Raw genomic sequence first — 15,684 nt, 5'->3', positions numbered from 1 at the left:
AGTTGCCCCCATCGCGAGCAAGCCCGCTCCCACATTCGATCGAGTTCTAACAGAAGAATACGGTCAAATGTGGGAGCGGGCTTGCTCGCGATAGGGCCCTCAGCCCGCTGCGAATTTCGGATCAAACCTGGGCCTTGCGCCAAACCCCTTTCCCGCTCAACCGCGTCCGATCATGGGGTGCCGTGAAATCCTGCTCCGGCCCTTTCGGCACGATACCCGTCGGGTTGATGGTCTTGTGACTGCCGTAATAGTGATTCTTGATGTGGGTGAAATCCACCGTCTCGGCAATACCCGGCCACTGATAAATCTCGCGCAACCAGTTTGACAGGTTCGGATAATCGGCAATCCGCCGCAGGTTGCACTTGAAGTGCCCGTGGTACACCGCATCAAAGCGGATCAGCGTGGTAAACAACCGAATGTCCGCTTCCGTCAGGTATTCACCCACCAGATAACGATTGGCGTCCAACAGCGCTTCCAGCCGATCCAGCTCGGCAAACACCTCATCGAACGCCTCTTCATAAGCCTTTTGCGACGTGGCAAACCCGGCGCGATACACGCCGTTGTTCACCGCCGGATAAATCTGTTCGTTCAGCGCATCGATCTCGCCCCGCAGAGGCGCCGGATAAAAGTCCAGGTCATTGCCGGTCAATTCATCGAACGCACCATTGAACATGCGGATGATCTCCGCCGACTCATTGTTGACGATGCGATTCTGCTGCTTGTCCCAGAGCACCGGCACGGTAACGCGGCCGGTGTAGTCGGCGGTATCGGCGGTATAGCGTTGGTGCATGAAGTCGAAGTGATCGAGCTTGTCGCCGGTCGAGCCCAGGTGCTTGTCGAAGGTCCAGCCGTTTTCCAGCATCAACCAGCTGACTACCGACACGTCGATCAGGTTTTCGAGGCCTTTGAGTTTGCGCAGGATCAACGTGCGATGCGCCCACGGACAGGCGAGGGACACATACAAATGGTAGCGTCCCGCTTCGGCCGCAAAGCCACCGACACCGGTCGGGCCGGGTTTGCCGTCGGCGGTCAACCAGTTGCGACGCTGCGCCTGTTCACGCTGGAACGCGCCGTCCTTGCTGCTTTCGTACCACTGGTCATGCCAGCGACCTTCAACTAACAAACCCATGTTCAAGACTCCTTAACCAATAAGCGTTGGAGAGGAGTCTATTCCGATAGGTTCGATAAAAAAGCGCAAAGCTTAAAGGGTTATGATCGGTTAAATCGATCTATCCCGAGCGTCCCAATACTTCCGGGCGATTTCGAAGGCTTGCTCGCGAGTCTTGCCGAGGCCGCGCAAGGCGAGGGCCATGGTCGCGATCAGCGCCATTTGCGGATAACTGTCGACCACGTCGCCACGCCATACGGCTTTTAAATGCTCGGGGTCGAGCGAGGCGGGTTTTACGTGACGCTGGCTCGACAGCTGCGGCCATTCCTCGTCCCAGCTCTCGCCACCGGTGGTGCCGTACAAGTGACTGTCGGCGTCCGGGTTGATCTCGATCTCGCCGCCATCGCCCTTGACCACGATCGCGGTGTCACCGAGCAAACCGCTGGCATCGCGGTGCACCGCCTGATAGCCGGGGTGAAAAATGCTTTGCAGGCCACAGCGAGCGTTCAACGGATTGAGAATTCGCGCCAGGGAGTGGATCGGCGAGCGCAGGCCGAGGGTGTTGCGCAGGTCGATCATGCGTTGAAGTTGCGGCGCCCAATCCACCAGCGGCATGAACGCCAGGCCGCCGTTATCGAGGGCCGAACCGACCTGTTGCCAGTTGCGGCACAGCGGGATGTTCAACTCGTCCAGCAGTTGCTCGCTGTACAGCCGCCCGGCGGTGTGCGCGCCACCGCCGTGCATGAAAATCCGCACCCCGTTCTGCGCAAGGCACTTGGCCGCCAGCAGATACCACGGCAAATGACGCTTCTTGCCGGCGTAGGTCGGCCAGTCCAGATCGACATTCAATGCCGGTGCCTGCAAACGTTCACGCAAGGCTTCGGTGAACCCGGCCATCTCCTCGGCGCTTTCTTCCTTGTGCCGCAACAGCATCAGAAAGGCGCCGAGCTGGGTGTCCTCGACCTTGTCGTCGAGCACCATGCCCATGGCTTCGCGGGCTTCTTGCCGGGTCAGGTCCCGGGCGCCACGCTTGCCTTTGCCGAGGATCCGCACGAATTGGGCGAACGGGTGTTCGGCAGGCGTTTCGAGAGTCAGCGCTGGGTAGTCGGTCATAAGCAGTTCGTCGGTTTGGGCAGGCCCGCCAGTTTCGCGGCGAGTTTGGCAGGGGTGCCTTTGAACAGTCGGTTCAGGTGCAAGCTGTTGCCTTTCAGCGGGCCGAGCTTCAACGCGGTGTACTTGATCAGCGGGCGCGTCGCCGGGGACAGCTGGAATTCGGCGTAGAAACTGCGCAGCAGTTCGAGGATTTCCCAATGGTCAGGGCTCAACTCGATGTCTTCTGCGGCGGCGAGGGCGCAGGCCACTTCGGTGGACCAGTCGCTCAGTTCAACCAGGAATCCATCCTTGTCCAGCTCGATGGCGCGGGCGCCGACGGTCAGTGAATTCATAGCCAACTGTTGACCTTGTCATAGTGAATCGACAGTTCGACGAAGGCTGCGTAGTCGATGGCCTTGGCGGTGTCAGGAATCTCCAACGCGCGTGCCCGGGCGTCTTCGGCCAGCACGAACAGCGTCGGGTGGCGAGCATTCAGCGCGGTGCAGGGCACGGTGCCCGGCTGCAACGCGTACACCGCGTCGCCGGTCAGCAGCAGCGCATCGTCTGCGCCGATCACGCGCAGGCAACTGGTCAGGCGATCGTCGCCGAACGGGGAATGAGACAACACATGTAAAGTCGACATCAGAGGGTGATCACCTGGTCGTAACGGTCAATGAGGGCGGTGATGTCGTGGGCGCTCAGTACCTGGACTTCTTCGAGTGCCAGACCGGTCGTCTCCAGACCGCGTTCAGCGGCGCTGTCGCCACAGACGAAGAGGTCTTCAACGCCGAACATCGGCAATGCCTGCAGGTTGGCGCTCAGGTCTTTCTGTTGCAGGGCTTTGGCGTCCTGTTTCGCGGTGAGCTGGAATACCCCGTCATCGAGAAACAGCAGGCCGATCGGCAGGTCGAACGCGCCGCCGGCCAGCACGATGTCCAGCGCTTCCCGCGCATTCGGCCCGGACCACGGTGCCTGACGGCTGATAATCAGCAGGGACTTGGGCATGTCACGCACCTCCGAAGCAGATCAGGCGGTCAGCTTCCTGCACCGCGTCATGCAACTGGCCGAGCCCGGACAGTTCCCAGGGCGCGCCGACGGCGACCGCTTCACGCTGATAACGTTGGGCTTCTTCTGCGTTCAACACGCCACGGCGCAGGGCGGCGGCGATGCAGACCACGCCGTCCAACTGGTGCTCGGTGACAAAGGCGCGCCATTGCTTGGGCAAATCCTGTTCATCCTGCGGCGTGACCACGGCGGCGGAGGCGTTGTACACGCCGTCCTGATAGAAAAACAGCCGGACAATTTCATGCCCGCCGGCCAGCGCAGCCTGGGCGAACAGCAAGGCACGGCGCGAGGAGGGCGCATGGGCGGCGGAAAACAGCGCGATGGCGAACTTCATGACAGACTCGATCAGCGAAACTGCGGCCATGATAAGGCGTGGACCGAGTTGTCGCCATCGCCAGCAAGCCGGCTCCTACAGGATCTGTGTCTTATGCAAGACCGTGACCCGCCGCAAACCCCTGTAGGCGCTGGCTTGCCAGCGGTGGCGGTCTGTCTGTCGACTTAAATGCCGGATTTGCTACGCCTCTCAACGCGGCATATACCCCAACTGCCAGCGTCGCGGAATCTTCAGCGACAGCGCCCCCAGTGCACCCGCCAGCAATCCGCTGACAAACAGCGCCTTGAGCCCAAGATGATGCTCCAGCACGGCACCCAGCACTGCGCCGGCAAACATGCCGGTCCAGGGGATCAGTTGCACCCGCCAGCCGTTACGCCGCTCGCCGAGCATCCAGCGTCCCAGGCCGCGGCCGAAACGCGACAGGGCGCCGGTGACGTAGGTCAGCCCCACCGGCAGACCGTTCACCTCTTCGACAGCGGCATTGAGCATGCCCATGGCAATGATCGTTGCCAGCAGCGCCGGCAGTTGTTCGTCGTAGGGCCAGGTCGCGGCCCCACACAACAGCATGGCGATGCACAACAGCAACGGCAGCGCCCGACGCCCGCCAACACGACTGACCACAATGCCTAAGGCGTTACCGATGATGAACGTCGACACGAGGAGCACCAGACGCAATGTCAGGCCCATGTCGCCATCGCTGATCGCCACGGCGAGGCGGGTGGTGTTGCCGCTCATGAAGGAGACGAAGTCGCCGCTAGCCATGAAGCCGATGGCGTCGGTCATGCCGGCGAGTACCGAGAGCGCGGCCACCAGCGACAGGCCGATGCGTCCGCGCCATTTCTGGATGTGCAGGTGTCCCGGACTGGCGTGGATAGTGGAGGATGAAGGCAGCATCGGCGAGAGGATCCTTGATCGGCAACGGTTACGGATTCAATCCGTATAACTCACAATATTCCCGCCAGTCCATCCCTGCCATTTCGGCCACTTCCCTGTGCACGTTCAGGCGTTGCGCCTCGTAGTCTTCAGGCGTGGGGGCGGTCAGTTGCAGAGTCAGTTCCCAGGCGAACAAACCCAGGCGCTCGGCCTCGGCTTCAAACGCTTCATGCAAGCGTTCGTCGCGAAATTGCGCCGCTGTTTCACCCTTGACCTGGGCGAGCAGCGGGTTGAGGTTGTCGAGCTCGTGCTGCAATTCGGGGCGCTCATCGAGAAACTTCTTCAGCGCTTGCTCGTGTTGCTGTTCGGTTGCCGCCATGGTCGCTCCTTGAGAATGGGTTACGAAGACTGTTTCTTGGCCTTGGCCGCCGCCGCCAGGCATTCGAGGGCAAACTGCTCGCAGTAGGTCATCTGGATCGGCGTGGTTTCGCCCTTGACGGTGCGTTCGCCGTCGAGGATGTAACGAATCCGCTTGTCGGTGACGCCGATTCGCTTGGCGATCCAGGAAGGCGTCTGACCGATCTGGCTGATCAGCTTGTCGGCATATTCAGCGGTCGGTTTGTAAAATTCGGCGTTGGGTGTCATGGACGTTCCAGAAAAAATGGGCCCGGAAAGAGGGGCGATGCAGCGTATGGCGCGACAGGGTGCGCGAATCGTTGCGCGGTGTCGCGGTATAAATTCAGTAAAGCAGAACGATACGCTCGCCCACGGTGATACAGTCCGCTTTTTCTTGATGAGCACATGCAATGCGAATTCTGATGGTGGCGCTGGCCGCAACGTTGCTGGCGGGATGTGCGGGTTCTGTAATGAACGATGCCCGTACCGGAACTCCGTACAAAACCCTGACGTCGGACAAGCCGGAAAAAGTCGTTGCCCAGTGCGTGCAGTTCTCCTGGCAGGACGAGGCGGTGTTCGGCGTCGATGCGGGCGCGTACCTGCAGCCGGGCAAGAAGGGTGGATCGACTGTTTACACGCGCTCGGCGGAATCCTTTGTGGACATCACCGCAGATGCGTCGAGTACGACGTTGAGTTACTACGCGCAGCATGACGACTTTGTTGCCAAGCGCCGGTTGGCGGCGTTGGCGACTTGCCTGTGATCTGATGGATTGACGCAGTATCCCTGTGGGAGCGCGCTTGGTCGCGAAAGCGGTGGTTCAGTCAATATCAATGTTTAATGACCCACCGCTTTCGCGAGCAAGCCCGCTCCCACATTTGTTCGGTGTCGATCGGGTAAATGGGGCTCGATCAGTTGAGCAGGCGCTTCTGGAAAAAGAACCGCTTATGCCCCGGCGGGTAGTCAACGATCTGGCCCAACTCGCTATACCCGAGCTTCTTGTAAAACTCCGGCGCCTGAAAATCGAAGGTGTCCAGCCAGATCCCCACGCATTCCTTCTCCCGCGCCAGGTCTTCAGCCATCTGCATCAGCCTTGCGCCGAGGCCTTGTCCCCGACCCTGTTCCGGCACCGACAGCAATTCGATAAACAGCCACTGATAAAAAAACCGGCCATACAGTCCGCCCTGGATTTCACCCTGGTCATCGCGCACCAGCAGGGCCAGCGGTTGCGCTTTGCCGTCACCCGCTTGCGCGACGTTGTAGGCCCGCAATGGTGCAAGGATCGCTTCGCGATCTTCCGGTGTCGGGTTTTGTGACAGTTCGATGCTGAGTGTCATCGGCTAAATCCTTAAGGCGGTGAAGCACGAGCGTATCCGGGTCGCGACGATTGTTCTATCCCCTGATGAACAGAGGAACCGTTGCCAGCGCGAAGATGTCTAGCCATTACAACGTCATTCCAGAACTCAGCCGATGAGGGCCACCTGCCTTGAACATTTTTGAAGCCTTGCGCGAAAGCCATGACCGCCAACGCACCTACGCGGATGCATTGGTCAAGACCAGCGGCGACACCCCGGAACGCGTCGAAGCGTACAAACAGCTCAAGTCCGAACTTCAGGCTCACGAAACCGCTGAAGAACGGCATTTCTATATCCCGTTGATGGCATTCGATAGCGGTGTCGACCTCAGCCGCCATGCGATTTCCGAACACCACGAGATGGACGAAATGATGGAGGAACTCGACGAGACCGAGATGTCCAGCCCGGCCTGGCTGGTGGCCGCGAAGAAACTTTCCGAGAAGGTCCATCACCACTTGAAGGAGGAAGAGCAGAAGTTCTTCCAGATGGCCGGCAAGTTGCTCGACGACAAGCAGAAGGAATCGCTCGCCGGGCAATATGAGAAGGAATACAAGGCTCAACTGTCATGAGGGGATTTTCGTCTAAGATGGGCGCCTTCTGACGATATAAGGACGCCTTGTCATGCCGAACACAGCCGAGCGGGTCAACATCATCGAGTCCCAGGTACTGTCCCACGACTGGTACCTGCTGAAGAAAATCACCTTTGATTATCAGCGCAACAATGGCGAATGGCAGCGCCAGACCCGCGAGGTCTACGACCGTGGCAATGGCGCGGCGATTCTGCTGTTCAACCGCGAAAAGAGAACCGTCGTGCTGACGCGGCAGTTCCGCTTGCCGGTATTCGTCAATGGTCACGACGGTTTGCTGATCGAAGTGGCGGCGGGGTTGCTTGAAGGCGCCGCGCCGCAAGAGCGCATACGCGATGAAGCGGAAGAGGAAACCGGTTATCGCGTGCACCATGTGCAGAAGGTTTTCGAGGCCTACATGAGCCCCGGCTCGGTGACGGAAAAACTGCACTTTTTCATCGCCGAATATGACGCTTCATCGAAAGTCAGCGAGGGTGGCGGGCTGGAGGAAGAAACCGAAGAGCTGGAAGTGCTGGAGTGGTCGTTCGATGCAGCGCTCGAGTCGTTTTATCGCGGCGAAATCTGCGATGCGAAGACCATCATGCTGCTGCAGTATGCGGCGATGAAAAACATCTTCACGGCTTAACAACCGCACACAATCCAGTAGGAGCTGCCGCAGACTGCGATCTTTTGATCTTGATTCTTGGCGTTTTTGCGAACACCGGAAGATCAAAAGATCGCAGCCTGCGGCAGCTCCTGCGAAATCAAAAGCCTTCCAGTCTTCCCGTTGCACCCCATTGCCCGCCCTCCAGCGTCAGCAACAATTCCTTCGCCTCAAGCCCGCCTGCAAAACCCGTCAGTTTCCCCGACGCGCCAATCACCCGATGACACGGCGCAACAATCGAGATCGGGTTCTTGCCATTCGCCGCACCCACCGCGCGAACCGCGCTCGGGTTGCCGATCTGCTGGGCAATCTGGCTATAGCTGCGGGTTTCGCCGAACGGAATGGTCAACAGCGCTTGCCACACCTTCTTCTGGAAGTCCGTCCCGACGAAATCCAGTTCCAGGTCGAAGCGGTTTCGTGTGCCGGCAAAGTATTCCGTCAACTGTTGTCGGGCGCGAACAAGGATCGGGTTGTCCGGGGCTTCGCTCACTGGACCGAGCCGCACCCGACCCGGTTTGTCGTTTTCCCAGAGGATGGCCGCCAGTCTCGAGCCGTTCGCGACCAGCTTCAATTCGCCGACCGGGGAGGCCATGGTGGTGAAGGTAAACGTCATGCCGGCGAACTCCGAAAACAGGTGAGCAGGGGGCAAGCATACTGCCTCGTCGGGGAGGCGCAATACGTAATCCCAGCCATACTGCGTACTGCTCTTGATACGTTTTCTCTGTTTTTTTTACCGACCCTAAAAACAAAAAGAGACCGACTCATGAAGTTCGAACCTTTTGCCAAATCGCTCATAGCGACCTCCTTGGCGCTCAGCTGCCTGATGGCCCACGCGGCCTCCGTTGCGCCCGTCGCCGCCGAAAACGGCATGGTGGTCACCGCCCAGCATCTGGCCAGCCACGTGGGTGTGGATGTGCTCAAGAGCGGTGGCAACGCCGTCGATGCCGCCGTCGCGGTCGGGTATGCGCTGGCGGTGGTGTATCCCGCGGCGGGCAACCTGGGTGGCGGCGGTTTCATGACCATTCAACTGGCGGACGGGCGCAAGACCTTCCTCGACTTCCGCGAAAAAGCGCCCCTGGCCGCGACTGCCGACATGTACCTCGACAAGGCGGGCAATGTCGTCCCGGACCTCAGCACCCGCGGCCACCTCGCGGTCGGCGTGCCGGGCACGGTCTCCGGCATGGAACTGGCACTGAGCAAGTACGGCACCAAACCGCGCAAGGAAGTGATCGCACCGGCCATCAAGCTCGCTGAAGACGGGTTCACGCTGGAGCAGGGCGATGTCGATTTGCTGGAGTACGCCACCGATGTGTTCAAGAAGGACATCAAGGATTCCGGCTCGATCTTCCTGAGCAACGGCGAGCCGATGCAGGTCGGGCAGAAACTCGTTCAAAAAGACCTGGGCAAGACCCTGCGGGAAATTTCCGAAAAAGGTGCGGGCGGGTTCTACAAGGGTTGGGTGGCCGATGCCATCGTCACCTCCAGCCAGGCCAACAAGGGCATCATCACCCAGGCCGACCTCGACAAATACAAGACCCGCGAACTGGCGCCGATCGAGTGCGACTATCGCGGTTACCACGTGGTCTCGGCACCACCGCCAAGCTCTGGCGGCGTGGTCATCTGCGAGATCATGAACATCCTCGACGGCTACCCGATGAAGGACCTGGGCTACCACTCGGCGCAGGGCATGCACTACCAGATCGAAGCCATGCGCCACGCGTATGTGGACCGCAACAGCTACCTCGGCGACCCGGACTTCGTGAAGAACCCGATCGCGCATCTGCTGGATAAAAACTACGCGACCAAAATCCGCGCCGCCATCAACCCACAGAAGGCCGCTGTGTCCAGCGAGCTCAAACCCGGGGTCGCGCCCCACGAAGGCAGCAACACCACCCATTACTCGATCGTCGACAAGTGGGGCAACGCGGTCTCGGTGACCTACACCTTGAACGACTGGTTCGGCGCCGGCGTCATGGCCAGCAAGACCGGGGTCATTCTCAATGACGAAATGGACGACTTCACCTCGAAAATCGGCGTGCCGAACATGTACGGCCTGGTGCAAGGGGAGGCCAACGCCATCGCGCCCGGCAAGGCGCCGTTGTCGTCCATGAGCCCGACCATCGTCACCAAGGATGGCAAAGTGGTGATGGTTGTCGGCACGCCGGGTGGCAGTCGCATCATCACCGCGACCTTGCTGACCATCCTCAACGTGATCGACTACGGCATGAACATCCAGGAAGCGGTGGATGCGCCGCGTTTCCACCAGCAGTGGCTGCCGGAAGAGACCAACCTGGAAACCTTCACCACCAGTCCGGACACGGTGAAGCTGCTCGAAAGCTGGGGGCACAAGTTCGCCGGGCCGCAAGATGCCAATCATATCGCGGCCATCCTGGTCGGGGCGCCGTCGCTGGACGGTAAACCGGTGGGCAAAAACCGTTTCTACGGGGCGAACGATCCGCGTCGTAACACCGGGTTGTCGCTGGGCTATTGAGGGTTGTTTCCGCAAGGGGACGGAGTTAGTTTCTGTCCCCTGACTCACCGACAGATCAAGGAAGGAATCATGACCACCGCATTGTTAATCATCGACGTCCAGCAGGCGCTCTGCGCTGGTGAGTACGAGTGCTTCGAGATTGCGCGCGTCATCGAACGCATCAACGGTCTCAGCGCCCGCGCCCGAACGGCCGGGATTCCGGTGGTGCTGATCCAGCATGAGGAAGAGGGCAGTCTGCTGGCGTTTAACGCCGACGGCTGGCAACTGGCCGAAGGGCTGGATGTCTCGCCGAAGGACTTGCGGGTTCGCAAAACCACATCGGATTCGTTCTACCAGACCACTCTGCAAAAGCTGCTGCCGAAGGAGGATTTCGAACGCCTGGTCATCTGCGGTCTGCAAACCGACTATTGCGTGAACGCCACCGTGCGTCAGGCACTGAAACTGGAGTACGACGTGGTGCTGGCGGCTGACGCTCACTCCACTGTCGACAACGGAAACCTTGCCGCCGAAGACATCATCGCCGAGCACAACAAGGACCTGGCGCGTCTGACCGGTTCGGTGGCACGGATCGACGTGACGCCCGCGGCGGCCATCACGTTCTAGCGTTGTTTTTTGCAGGAGCCAGATTGGTTGGCGATGGCGATTTTTCGAACGCCATCGCCAGCAAGCCGGCTCCTACAAGGTTTTGCGGTGTCCTCGGCCGCGGCGTTGAGAACCCGATCCTGTAGGCGCCGGCTTGCTGGCGATAACCGTCTCATGATCGCCATCGCCAGGAAGCGCCCCCTACCGTCAATCAACCGCCTCAAGTCGCCAACATCAGCCCCTTCGTTCCGGTATCACCCCCTCCGACACCAGTAGGTGCGCGTCGCCGACCAGATGCAATGTACGCCTGCAACCTCAGTTCACTGCACAGGGGAGGGACGTGCAGAGACCCGAACTGGAACCACACTCAAGAATCGTTCTCGGTTAGGGTATGATTGGCAATTCCTTGTATTGATGGAGGCGAGTCCATTTTGGATGCCCTTGCGCTGCTCTATAACGGCCTGACCGAGTGGGTGATCGAGCCCGTCATTCACCAGTTCCTGGGTCTTTTCGATCTGAACGGGCGCATGGGTTTACTGTTTCTGTTCTCGTCATACAGCATCGCCTACGGCCTGTTTCGGTTCAGAAAGCATCGAGGTCTCACCGAAGCCCAGTCGTTCGGACAGTTCATCGGCGGGCGTCGTGTGTATTTCCATCGTTCGGCGTTGCTCGATTACCGCTACTACTTTGTGCGGGCGATTCTGAAAGTGGCGTTGGTGTTGCCGATTGTCGGCCTGGTAGACCCGATCGTTCTGCGCTCCGGTGACTACATCACCTTTTTCACCAACCTGTGGGGCGCGCGGGTGCAAGTGGAGCAGAACCTGTCACTGTGCTTGCTCTACGGCCTCGGCGTTTTCCTGGTGAAAGACTTCATGGCCTATTGGGCGCACCGCGCCTTTCATTCCCGATGGCTCTGGGCCTTTCACAAAGTCCATCATTCGGCGCCGGTGCTGGTGCCGGCAACGGCCAGTCGGGTTCATTTCGTCGAGAAGATTGTCGAAAAGCTTTCAACGATCATCGGCATCGGCGCCTATGCCGGCGTCTTCTGGTATGCCTGTGGTGGCGAGATCAGCCGCTATTCCCTGTTTGGCGTGACGTATCTGGTGTTCATCCTCAATGCGCTGGCGGGAAACCTGCGTCACAGCCATGTCTGGCTGTCGTACGGCCCAGTGCTCGAGCACGTACTTAACAGCCCGGCCCAGCACCAGATCCACCACAGCGACGCACCGCAACACTTCAACAAAAACTTCAGTATCAACCTGTCACTGTGGGACTGGATGTTCGGTACGCTCTACGTCACCACGTCCAGGCCTGAAGTCCTCCGGTTCGGCACCGGTGAACAGGATCACGACCGATACCTGACGGTCTACAGCCTGATCGTCACGCCGTTTATCGACATTGCCCGACACACCACTGCTGCCTCACGGAGACCCCTCTCATGGATGTCCAGGTCCATCGCGCCGACGCCACCCACCTCGACAACGTCGCCAGCCTGTTCGACGCCTATCGAGGTTTCTACGGCCAACCCTCAAACCTGACGCAATCGCGTGACTTTATCGCCGAGCGCCTTGCCCGGGATGAATCGGTGATCTTCTTCGCCCAGGACGCCACCGGCGAAACGCTGGGTTTCGTCCAGTTGTTCCCGACTTTTTCTTCCATCGATGCGCACCGCACCTGGCTGCTCGGCGATCTGTTCACTGCACCCGCCGCCCGAGGCCGCGGGGTCGCGACGCAGCTGATGAACACCGCACGATCCTTCGCGTTGCTGACCGGCGCCAAAGGCATGGTGCTGGAAACGGCCACGGACAATCACCAGGCACAACGCTTGTATGAATCCCTGGGCTACGTGCGCGAAACGGGTTACTACACCTATTGCCTCGATTTGAAGCAGGGCTGATGTCTCACCGTTCCGGGAGATTCCAGCGTTCGCGCAGGTGCTCGTATTGCGCCTCGGGCATTTGCACCAGCAAGGGAGACTGGCGAGGATCGAGCCAGTCGAACAAATGGGAGATGTCCGCCTGATCCATGGCCGTGCAGCCTGCCGTCGGCGAGGTCGGGCTGCGCCAGATGTGGAAGAAAATGCACGAGCCCGAGGCGGGGGACGCCGGTGTGTTGTGCTCGATGACGATGCCCTTGCGATAACCTTCCTCGCTGCGCATGCGTTCGGCGCTGTTCCAGTCCTTGGCGATCTTCGAGCCGTCGACCAGCTCGTTGTAGCGTGCGGAGTGGCTGTCGTCGACGCATTCGATGGCCGGCGTCAGAGCGAGGTAAGGCAGTTTCGTTTCGGCCGTGTTGTCGTAGCCAAATGCCGTTCCGAGCGTGAACACCCCGGCCGGCGTTTTTCCGTCGCCTTCACGTTTCACCGGCCCCTCGCCTGGCTCAACGCTGCTCAACCCCTTGCCCCAGGCCATGCCGTTTTTGCCGAGCACCACGGCAAACGCATTACCCGATTTTCGAAAGGTCTTGCCATCCCGCTCATAGCGTTGGGCGGTGCCCTGGATGTCGTCCCAGTTTTTGCTGGTGACCACAATCAGCTGATGGCTGGCGTCGAGTGCTTCGCTGGCGCTAAGCGGCGTGATCGGGAAATTCATGACTTCGTTCGGCGCGCCGGCGCCTGCGTAAGTGAAGTGCCACCATTCTTTCGAGTACCCGGAAAACCCTTCTTTTTCCATCGCACTGCTTAGCCGCTGACGATTGTCCTTCGCGGCCGCGCTGATTGTCGGGTTGGCGGTATGCGTCCGCTCATCGAAGCAATCGAAGCCGGTGCCCATGTCGAGCGCGCCGTCATGCCAGCGTTGAGCGTAGGGTGCCGTGCAATCGACCTGCGCGGCCGAAGGCGTCCAGGTTGCGGCGGGCAACGCTTTCGGTCCGGTCAGTGTCAGGTCGACGGTCGAACCGCGGGAGTGATTCGACACCCGCGCCACATACCCCAGGCGCCAGAAATCCTGCTTGTCCACGCGCGGGTAGAACTCGGCCTTGCGCGGGTCGCCCGGTTCGTTTGCGAAGCGCGCCATATCGGCGACAGCGCGATTCGGTCGATAGCAGTCGAAGACCTTCAAACCATAACCCTGCGAGCGCAGCGCTGTTTGTACTCGCGCGAGCGCCTTGGCGGCGTCGAGCGTCATCAGGCATTCGGCGGCTGCGTAACCGTCGAGTGGGTGGCCGGTGAAGTTGTGGGCGCCGGCGTAGCGAATGTCCTGCTCGATGGTCGGATCAATCGTACGCAAGTAGACCATGTGCTCGGGCCGTGGCTCGGCACGGGTCACGGTGGGGATGACGATAGTCAGGAACAGCAGTGACTGCAGCCAGGATCGTGCGGTTTTGTAAGGGGAACCCATGCGATTTCTCCTGGTGAGGGCTACACACTGCCGACCGACATCAGGCGAGTTGTTGCGCCTGATCGCCAAACACCGGCCTGAAAAAACTGCGCTCATAACTGAGGATGCATTTTGTCTCTTCAGCGAACTTGAACGCCGCGATGCACTCAGGATCTTTCATGGAGTCCTGCCGATAACGCTCGTAGGCTGCAAAGCTTGGAAAGCTGAACATCGCCATGGCGATATTGTTCGCGCCTTCGGACGGCAGGAAGTAGCCGTGATGCTGGCCGCCGAATTTTTCAACGAGTGGAATCCACAACTTTCCATAGTGTTCGAACGCCTCGATCTGGTAGGGGTCGAGTACGTATTTCAGATAACAGGTGATCATGTTTCGCTCTCCTTTTGTATGAACCGATGATCTCGCGCGGCGATCGCAAGTCGCTGATGCCTAGTGCATGACAATCTCACTGAACTTGAGCGTCAGTGAATCATTATTTCCGTCACGAAAGCCCAGCTTGATCGCGGGCGTTTTGCTCAACTTGCTGTTGCTCTGCTGGAAATTCAGGGTAACCCGGGTCGGTACGTTGCGGATCAACTGAAACTGAAGATAGTAATTATCCTCGACCTGTCCCACCCGGATCGATTGGGGTTTGAGCGGTCCACCGGATTCGTCGAACAGCATGGTGCCATCGTCGAAGCGAAAGCTGCGGTCGACGTTCAGGTTGGTCAACTCGAAGGTGCAGGTGGGCAAGCGACCAATGTTTTCGCAACCTTCCAGTTCGATGCGCACGTTATCCAGCACTTCCATGCGCTTGCCCAGCAGGTTGCTAGCTTCGTTTTCGACGACCTTTGATTGCAGTTTGGCGAACTCGAATGAGGGCTTGGCGAATTCCGTACCCAGAATGAAAAAGCCGAACGACAGGCCGGCGACCATGAAAAATTGCAGCACACCTCTGAGCATCGGTGTGAAGTTACGAATTTGCCAGCCGATGGACACCACCCCGAGAAACAGGAAAGTGCTGACCAGCAAGACCACGTTTTTCCAACTGATGAAGCTGAAGCCGAATACGCTGGGGTCGGGTACGGCATAGGTGATCAACGCCCAGAGGGCGCCCAGTACGACACCGAGTCCAGCCATGCCACGGGTTATCAGTGAGGTGACTTTTTGCGTGCGGGTCGGTGCTGTGAGGGAATCTTGTTGTGGCGTCAATGCTGCCAACTCCTTGTCGTGTAGCCGTCCGTGCTTGAAGGCGAATGTCGGGCTGTTAAAAGAACCGTGATATAGGCCAGGTGAGTGGCAGGTTGCCATTATCCAGTAACGACGGGCCAGGTAAAGCTCGACGATGTTCGATCACCTCCCATTAAAACCAGCTGGCAATTCTTGCTCGGGTAATCCGCTATGTAACCTCTGGTTGCCAGATTGATGCAGAAAATCAGGCTGTGCTCGATGAAAATCCGCCTGACCCAATTTCAAAAACCACGACCCTCCATACCTCTACGCGACAACCCTTATCCCTCTACGAAAATTACTTTCGCCTCGTTTGAAAATCGCTCTTCGAAATGTTTTATGAGTTTCACAACCCATTCGACGTGACCCTTTCGAGGAGTACCGCATGACCCTGTCCTTCGGCTATTGGCTGCTGGTGTATGCCGCCATTGCCATCATTGCCCTGATCGTTCTGATCGCCCGTTATCGACTCAATCCGTTCATCGTGATCACCCTGGTCTCCATCGGCCTGGCACTGCTGGCCGGCATGCCGCCGTCCGGGGTGGTCGGTGCGTACGAGGCCGGTGTCGGTAAAACCCTGGGGCACATCGCGCTGGTGGTGGCGTTGGGCACGAT

Annotated in this window: 22 protein-coding genes; 8 read left to right on the top strand and 14 right to left on the bottom strand. The window is 59.3% G+C overall.

Annotated features, from left to right (window positions below; all coding sequences use genetic code 11):
* Positions 1-121: 121 nt before the first annotated feature.
* From PMI01S_RS17735 to PMI01S_RS17695, 9 genes are all read right to left on the bottom strand, one after another.
* On the bottom strand, positions 122-1,129 hold the full coding sequence (locus PMI01S_RS17735; protein WP_084321277.1) for a glutathione S-transferase family protein: 1,008 nt from the start codon (positions 1,127-1,129) through the stop codon (positions 122-124).
* A gap of 90 nt (positions 1,130-1,219) precedes the next feature.
* The gene (locus PMI01S_RS17730) at positions 1,220-2,221 is read right to left on the bottom strand and encodes a glycosyl transferase family protein (RefSeq protein WP_084321276.1); all 1,002 of its coding nucleotides are present in this window, start codon (positions 2,219-2,221) and stop codon (positions 1,220-1,222) included.
* Positions 2,218-2,553 (bottom strand): TusE/DsrC/DsvC family sulfur relay protein, encoded by a 336-nt coding sequence (locus PMI01S_RS17725; protein ID WP_084321275.1) that lies wholly within the window; start codon positions 2,551-2,553, stop codon positions 2,218-2,220. The genes PMI01S_RS17730 and PMI01S_RS17725 overlap by 4 nt, the downstream gene beginning before the upstream one ends.
* Complete coding sequence (gene tusB, locus PMI01S_RS17720) at positions 2,550-2,843, bottom strand: sulfurtransferase complex subunit TusB (RefSeq protein WP_084321274.1); 294 nt, start codon at positions 2,841-2,843, stop codon at positions 2,550-2,552. The genes PMI01S_RS17725 and tusB overlap by 4 nt, the downstream gene beginning before the upstream one ends.
* The gene (gene tusC / locus PMI01S_RS17715; RefSeq protein WP_084321273.1) at positions 2,843-3,205 is read right to left on the bottom strand and encodes a sulfurtransferase complex subunit TusC; all 363 of its coding nucleotides are present in this window, start codon (positions 3,203-3,205) and stop codon (positions 2,843-2,845) included. Before tusC ends, tusB begins: the two co-directional genes overlap by 1 nt.
* A gap of 1 nt (position 3,206) precedes the next feature.
* Entirely contained in the window at positions 3,207-3,599 is a 393-nt protein-coding gene (tusD, locus tag PMI01S_RS17710; protein WP_084321272.1) for a sulfurtransferase complex subunit TusD, read from the bottom strand.
* Positions 3,600-3,788: 189 nt separating this feature from the next.
* Positions 3,789-4,493, bottom strand: a complete 705-nt coding sequence (locus PMI01S_RS17705) for a YoaK family protein (protein ID WP_084321271.1) — start codon at positions 4,491-4,493, stop codon at positions 3,789-3,791.
* Between the two features lie 28 nt (positions 4,494-4,521).
* Positions 4,522-4,851: a DUF6388 family protein gene (locus PMI01S_RS17700; protein ID WP_084321270.1), complete on the bottom strand. Its 330-nt coding sequence runs from the start codon at positions 4,849-4,851 to the stop codon at positions 4,522-4,524.
* A gap of 20 nt (positions 4,852-4,871) precedes the next feature.
* A complete protein-coding gene (locus PMI01S_RS17695) occupies positions 4,872-5,117 on the bottom strand; it encodes a hypothetical protein (RefSeq protein WP_084321269.1) in 246 nt (81 codons plus the stop codon).
* A 161-nt stretch (positions 5,118-5,278) separates the two neighbouring features.
* On the opposite strand from PMI01S_RS17695, the gene PMI01S_RS17690 reads away from it, so the two are divergent.
* Positions 5,279-5,629 (top strand): hypothetical protein, encoded by a 351-nt coding sequence (locus tag PMI01S_RS17690; protein ID WP_084321268.1) that lies wholly within the window; start codon positions 5,279-5,281, stop codon positions 5,627-5,629.
* A gap of 148 nt (positions 5,630-5,777) precedes the next feature.
* Here the strand turns inward: PMI01S_RS17690 and PMI01S_RS17685 are convergent, their stop codons facing one another.
* Positions 5,778-6,203 carry a GNAT family N-acetyltransferase gene (locus PMI01S_RS17685; RefSeq protein WP_084321267.1) on the bottom strand — a complete coding sequence of 142 codons (426 nt, stop codon included), beginning with the start codon at positions 6,201-6,203 and terminating at the stop codon, positions 5,778-5,780.
* A 149-nt stretch (positions 6,204-6,352) separates the two neighbouring features.
* On the opposite strand from PMI01S_RS17685, the gene PMI01S_RS17680 reads away from it, so the two are divergent.
* Positions 6,353-6,790, top strand: coding sequence for a hemerythrin domain-containing protein (locus tag PMI01S_RS17680; RefSeq protein ID WP_084321266.1), 438 nt, complete (start codon positions 6,353-6,355; stop codon positions 6,788-6,790).
* A gap of 52 nt (positions 6,791-6,842) precedes the next feature.
* Positions 6,843-7,433, top strand: a complete 591-nt coding sequence (locus tag PMI01S_RS17675) for an NUDIX domain-containing protein (RefSeq protein ID WP_084321265.1) — start codon at positions 6,843-6,845, stop codon at positions 7,431-7,433.
* Positions 7,434-7,551: 118 nt separating this feature from the next.
* Here the strand turns inward: PMI01S_RS17675 and PMI01S_RS17670 are convergent, their stop codons facing one another.
* A complete protein-coding gene (locus PMI01S_RS17670) occupies positions 7,552-8,064 on the bottom strand; it encodes a methylated-DNA--[protein]-cysteine S-methyltransferase (RefSeq protein ID WP_084321264.1) in 513 nt (170 codons plus the stop codon).
* Between the two features lie 150 nt (positions 8,065-8,214).
* On the opposite strand from PMI01S_RS17670, the gene ggt reads away from it, so the two are divergent.
* The 4 genes from ggt to PMI01S_RS17650 all read left to right on the top strand — a co-directional run bounded on the left by ggt (position 8,215) and on the right by PMI01S_RS17650 (position 12,421).
* On the top strand, positions 8,215-9,942 hold the full coding sequence (gene ggt / locus PMI01S_RS17665) for a gamma-glutamyltransferase (protein WP_084321263.1): 1,728 nt from the start codon (positions 8,215-8,217) through the stop codon (positions 9,940-9,942).
* A gap of 69 nt (positions 9,943-10,011) precedes the next feature.
* Entirely contained in the window at positions 10,012-10,545 is a 534-nt protein-coding gene (locus PMI01S_RS17660; RefSeq protein ID WP_084321262.1) for a cysteine hydrolase family protein, read from the top strand.
* A 410-nt stretch (positions 10,546-10,955) separates the two neighbouring features.
* On the top strand, positions 10,956-12,062 hold the full coding sequence (locus tag PMI01S_RS17655) for a sterol desaturase family protein (protein ID WP_084321261.1): 1,107 nt from the start codon (positions 10,956-10,958) through the stop codon (positions 12,060-12,062).
* On the top strand, positions 11,963-12,421 hold the full coding sequence (locus tag PMI01S_RS17650) for a GNAT family N-acetyltransferase (protein ID WP_084321260.1): 459 nt from the start codon (positions 11,963-11,965) through the stop codon (positions 12,419-12,421). The genes PMI01S_RS17655 and PMI01S_RS17650 overlap by 100 nt, the downstream gene beginning before the upstream one ends.
* Positions 12,422-12,425: 4 nt before the next feature.
* On the opposite strand, the gene PMI01S_RS17645 is transcribed toward PMI01S_RS17650, so the two are convergent.
* Genes PMI01S_RS17645 through PMI01S_RS17635 form a run of 3 tightly spaced genes read right to left on the bottom strand, consistent with a single transcriptional unit; the run spans position 12,426 to position 15,051 of the window.
* Positions 12,426-13,862, bottom strand: a complete 1,437-nt coding sequence (locus PMI01S_RS17645; RefSeq protein WP_084321259.1) for a M15 family metallopeptidase — start codon at positions 13,860-13,862, stop codon at positions 12,426-12,428.
* 40 nt (positions 13,863-13,902) lie between these two features.
* Positions 13,903-14,229: an NIPSNAP family protein gene (locus PMI01S_RS17640; protein WP_084321258.1), complete on the bottom strand. Its 327-nt coding sequence runs from the start codon at positions 14,227-14,229 to the stop codon at positions 13,903-13,905.
* Positions 14,230-14,289: 60 nt separating this feature from the next.
* Positions 14,290-15,051, bottom strand: a complete 762-nt coding sequence (locus tag PMI01S_RS17635) for a hypothetical protein (RefSeq protein WP_084321257.1) — start codon at positions 15,049-15,051, stop codon at positions 14,290-14,292.
* Between the two features lie 403 nt (positions 15,052-15,454).
* Here PMI01S_RS17635 and PMI01S_RS17630 point away from each other — a divergent pair.
* Positions 15,455-15,684 (top strand): GntT/GntP/DsdX family permease (locus PMI01S_RS17630; RefSeq protein WP_218028108.1); only part of this gene is annotated, 230 nt, incomplete at its 3' end.

Origin of the sequence: Pseudomonas migulae NBRC 103157, from assembly GCF_002091715.1 — a bacterium.
GTDB lineage: Bacteria > Pseudomonadota > Gammaproteobacteria > Pseudomonadales > Pseudomonadaceae > Aquipseudomonas > Aquipseudomonas migulae_A.
The sequence above is the reverse complement of the archived record's forward strand: the minus strand, read 5'-3'. Positions and strand labels throughout refer to the sequence as shown.

Excerpts from the sequence above, each read along its gene's own strand:
- PMI01S_RS17730 (WP_084321276.1), bottom strand. The coding sequence starts at position 2,221 with ATGACCGACTACCCAGCGCTGACTCTCGAAACGCCTGCCGAACACCCG.
- PMI01S_RS17640 (WP_084321258.1), bottom strand. The coding sequence starts at position 14,229 with ATGATCACCTGTTATCTGAAATACGTACTCGACCCCTACCAGATCGAG.
- PMI01S_RS17690 (WP_084321268.1), top strand. The coding sequence starts at position 5,279 with ATGCGAATTCTGATGGTGGCGCTGGCCGCAACGTTGCTGGCGGGATGT.
- PMI01S_RS17650 (WP_084321260.1), top strand. The coding sequence starts at position 11,963 with ATGGATGTCCAGGTCCATCGCGCCGACGCCACCCACCTCGACAACGTC.
- PMI01S_RS17660 (WP_084321262.1), top strand. The coding sequence starts at position 10,012 with ATGACCACCGCATTGTTAATCATCGACGTCCAGCAGGCGCTCTGCGCT.
- tusC (WP_084321273.1), bottom strand. The coding sequence starts at position 3,205 with ATGCCCAAGTCCCTGCTGATTATCAGCCGTCAGGCACCGTGGTCCGGG.
- tusD (WP_084321272.1), bottom strand. The coding sequence starts at position 3,599 with ATGAAGTTCGCCATCGCGCTGTTTTCCGCCGCCCATGCGCCCTCCTCG.
- PMI01S_RS17705 (WP_084321271.1), bottom strand. The coding sequence starts at position 4,493 with ATGCTGCCTTCATCCTCCACTATCCACGCCAGTCCGGGACACCTGCAC.
- PMI01S_RS17670 (WP_084321264.1), bottom strand. The coding sequence starts at position 8,064 with ATGACGTTTACCTTCACCACCATGGCCTCCCCGGTCGGCGAATTGAAG.
- PMI01S_RS17645 (WP_084321259.1), bottom strand. The coding sequence starts at position 13,862 with ATGGGTTCCCCTTACAAAACCGCACGATCCTGGCTGCAGTCACTGCTG.
- PMI01S_RS17735 (WP_084321277.1), bottom strand. The coding sequence starts at position 1,129 with ATGGGTTTGTTAGTTGAAGGTCGCTGGCATGACCAGTGGTACGAAAGC.
- PMI01S_RS17685 (WP_084321267.1), bottom strand. The coding sequence starts at position 6,203 with ATGACACTCAGCATCGAACTGTCACAAAACCCGACACCGGAAGATCGC.
- ggt (WP_084321263.1), top strand. The coding sequence starts at position 8,215 with ATGAAGTTCGAACCTTTTGCCAAATCGCTCATAGCGACCTCCTTGGCG.
- PMI01S_RS17675 (WP_084321265.1), top strand. The coding sequence starts at position 6,843 with ATGCCGAACACAGCCGAGCGGGTCAACATCATCGAGTCCCAGGTACTG.
- PMI01S_RS17700 (WP_084321270.1), bottom strand. The coding sequence starts at position 4,851 with ATGGCGGCAACCGAACAGCAACACGAGCAAGCGCTGAAGAAGTTTCTC.
- PMI01S_RS17725 (WP_084321275.1), bottom strand. The coding sequence starts at position 2,553 with ATGAATTCACTGACCGTCGGCGCCCGCGCCATCGAGCTGGACAAGGAT.
- PMI01S_RS17695 (WP_084321269.1), bottom strand. The coding sequence starts at position 5,117 with ATGACACCCAACGCCGAATTTTACAAACCGACCGCTGAATATGCCGAC.
- tusB (WP_084321274.1), bottom strand. The coding sequence starts at position 2,843 with ATGTCGACTTTACATGTGTTGTCTCATTCCCCGTTCGGCGACGATCGC.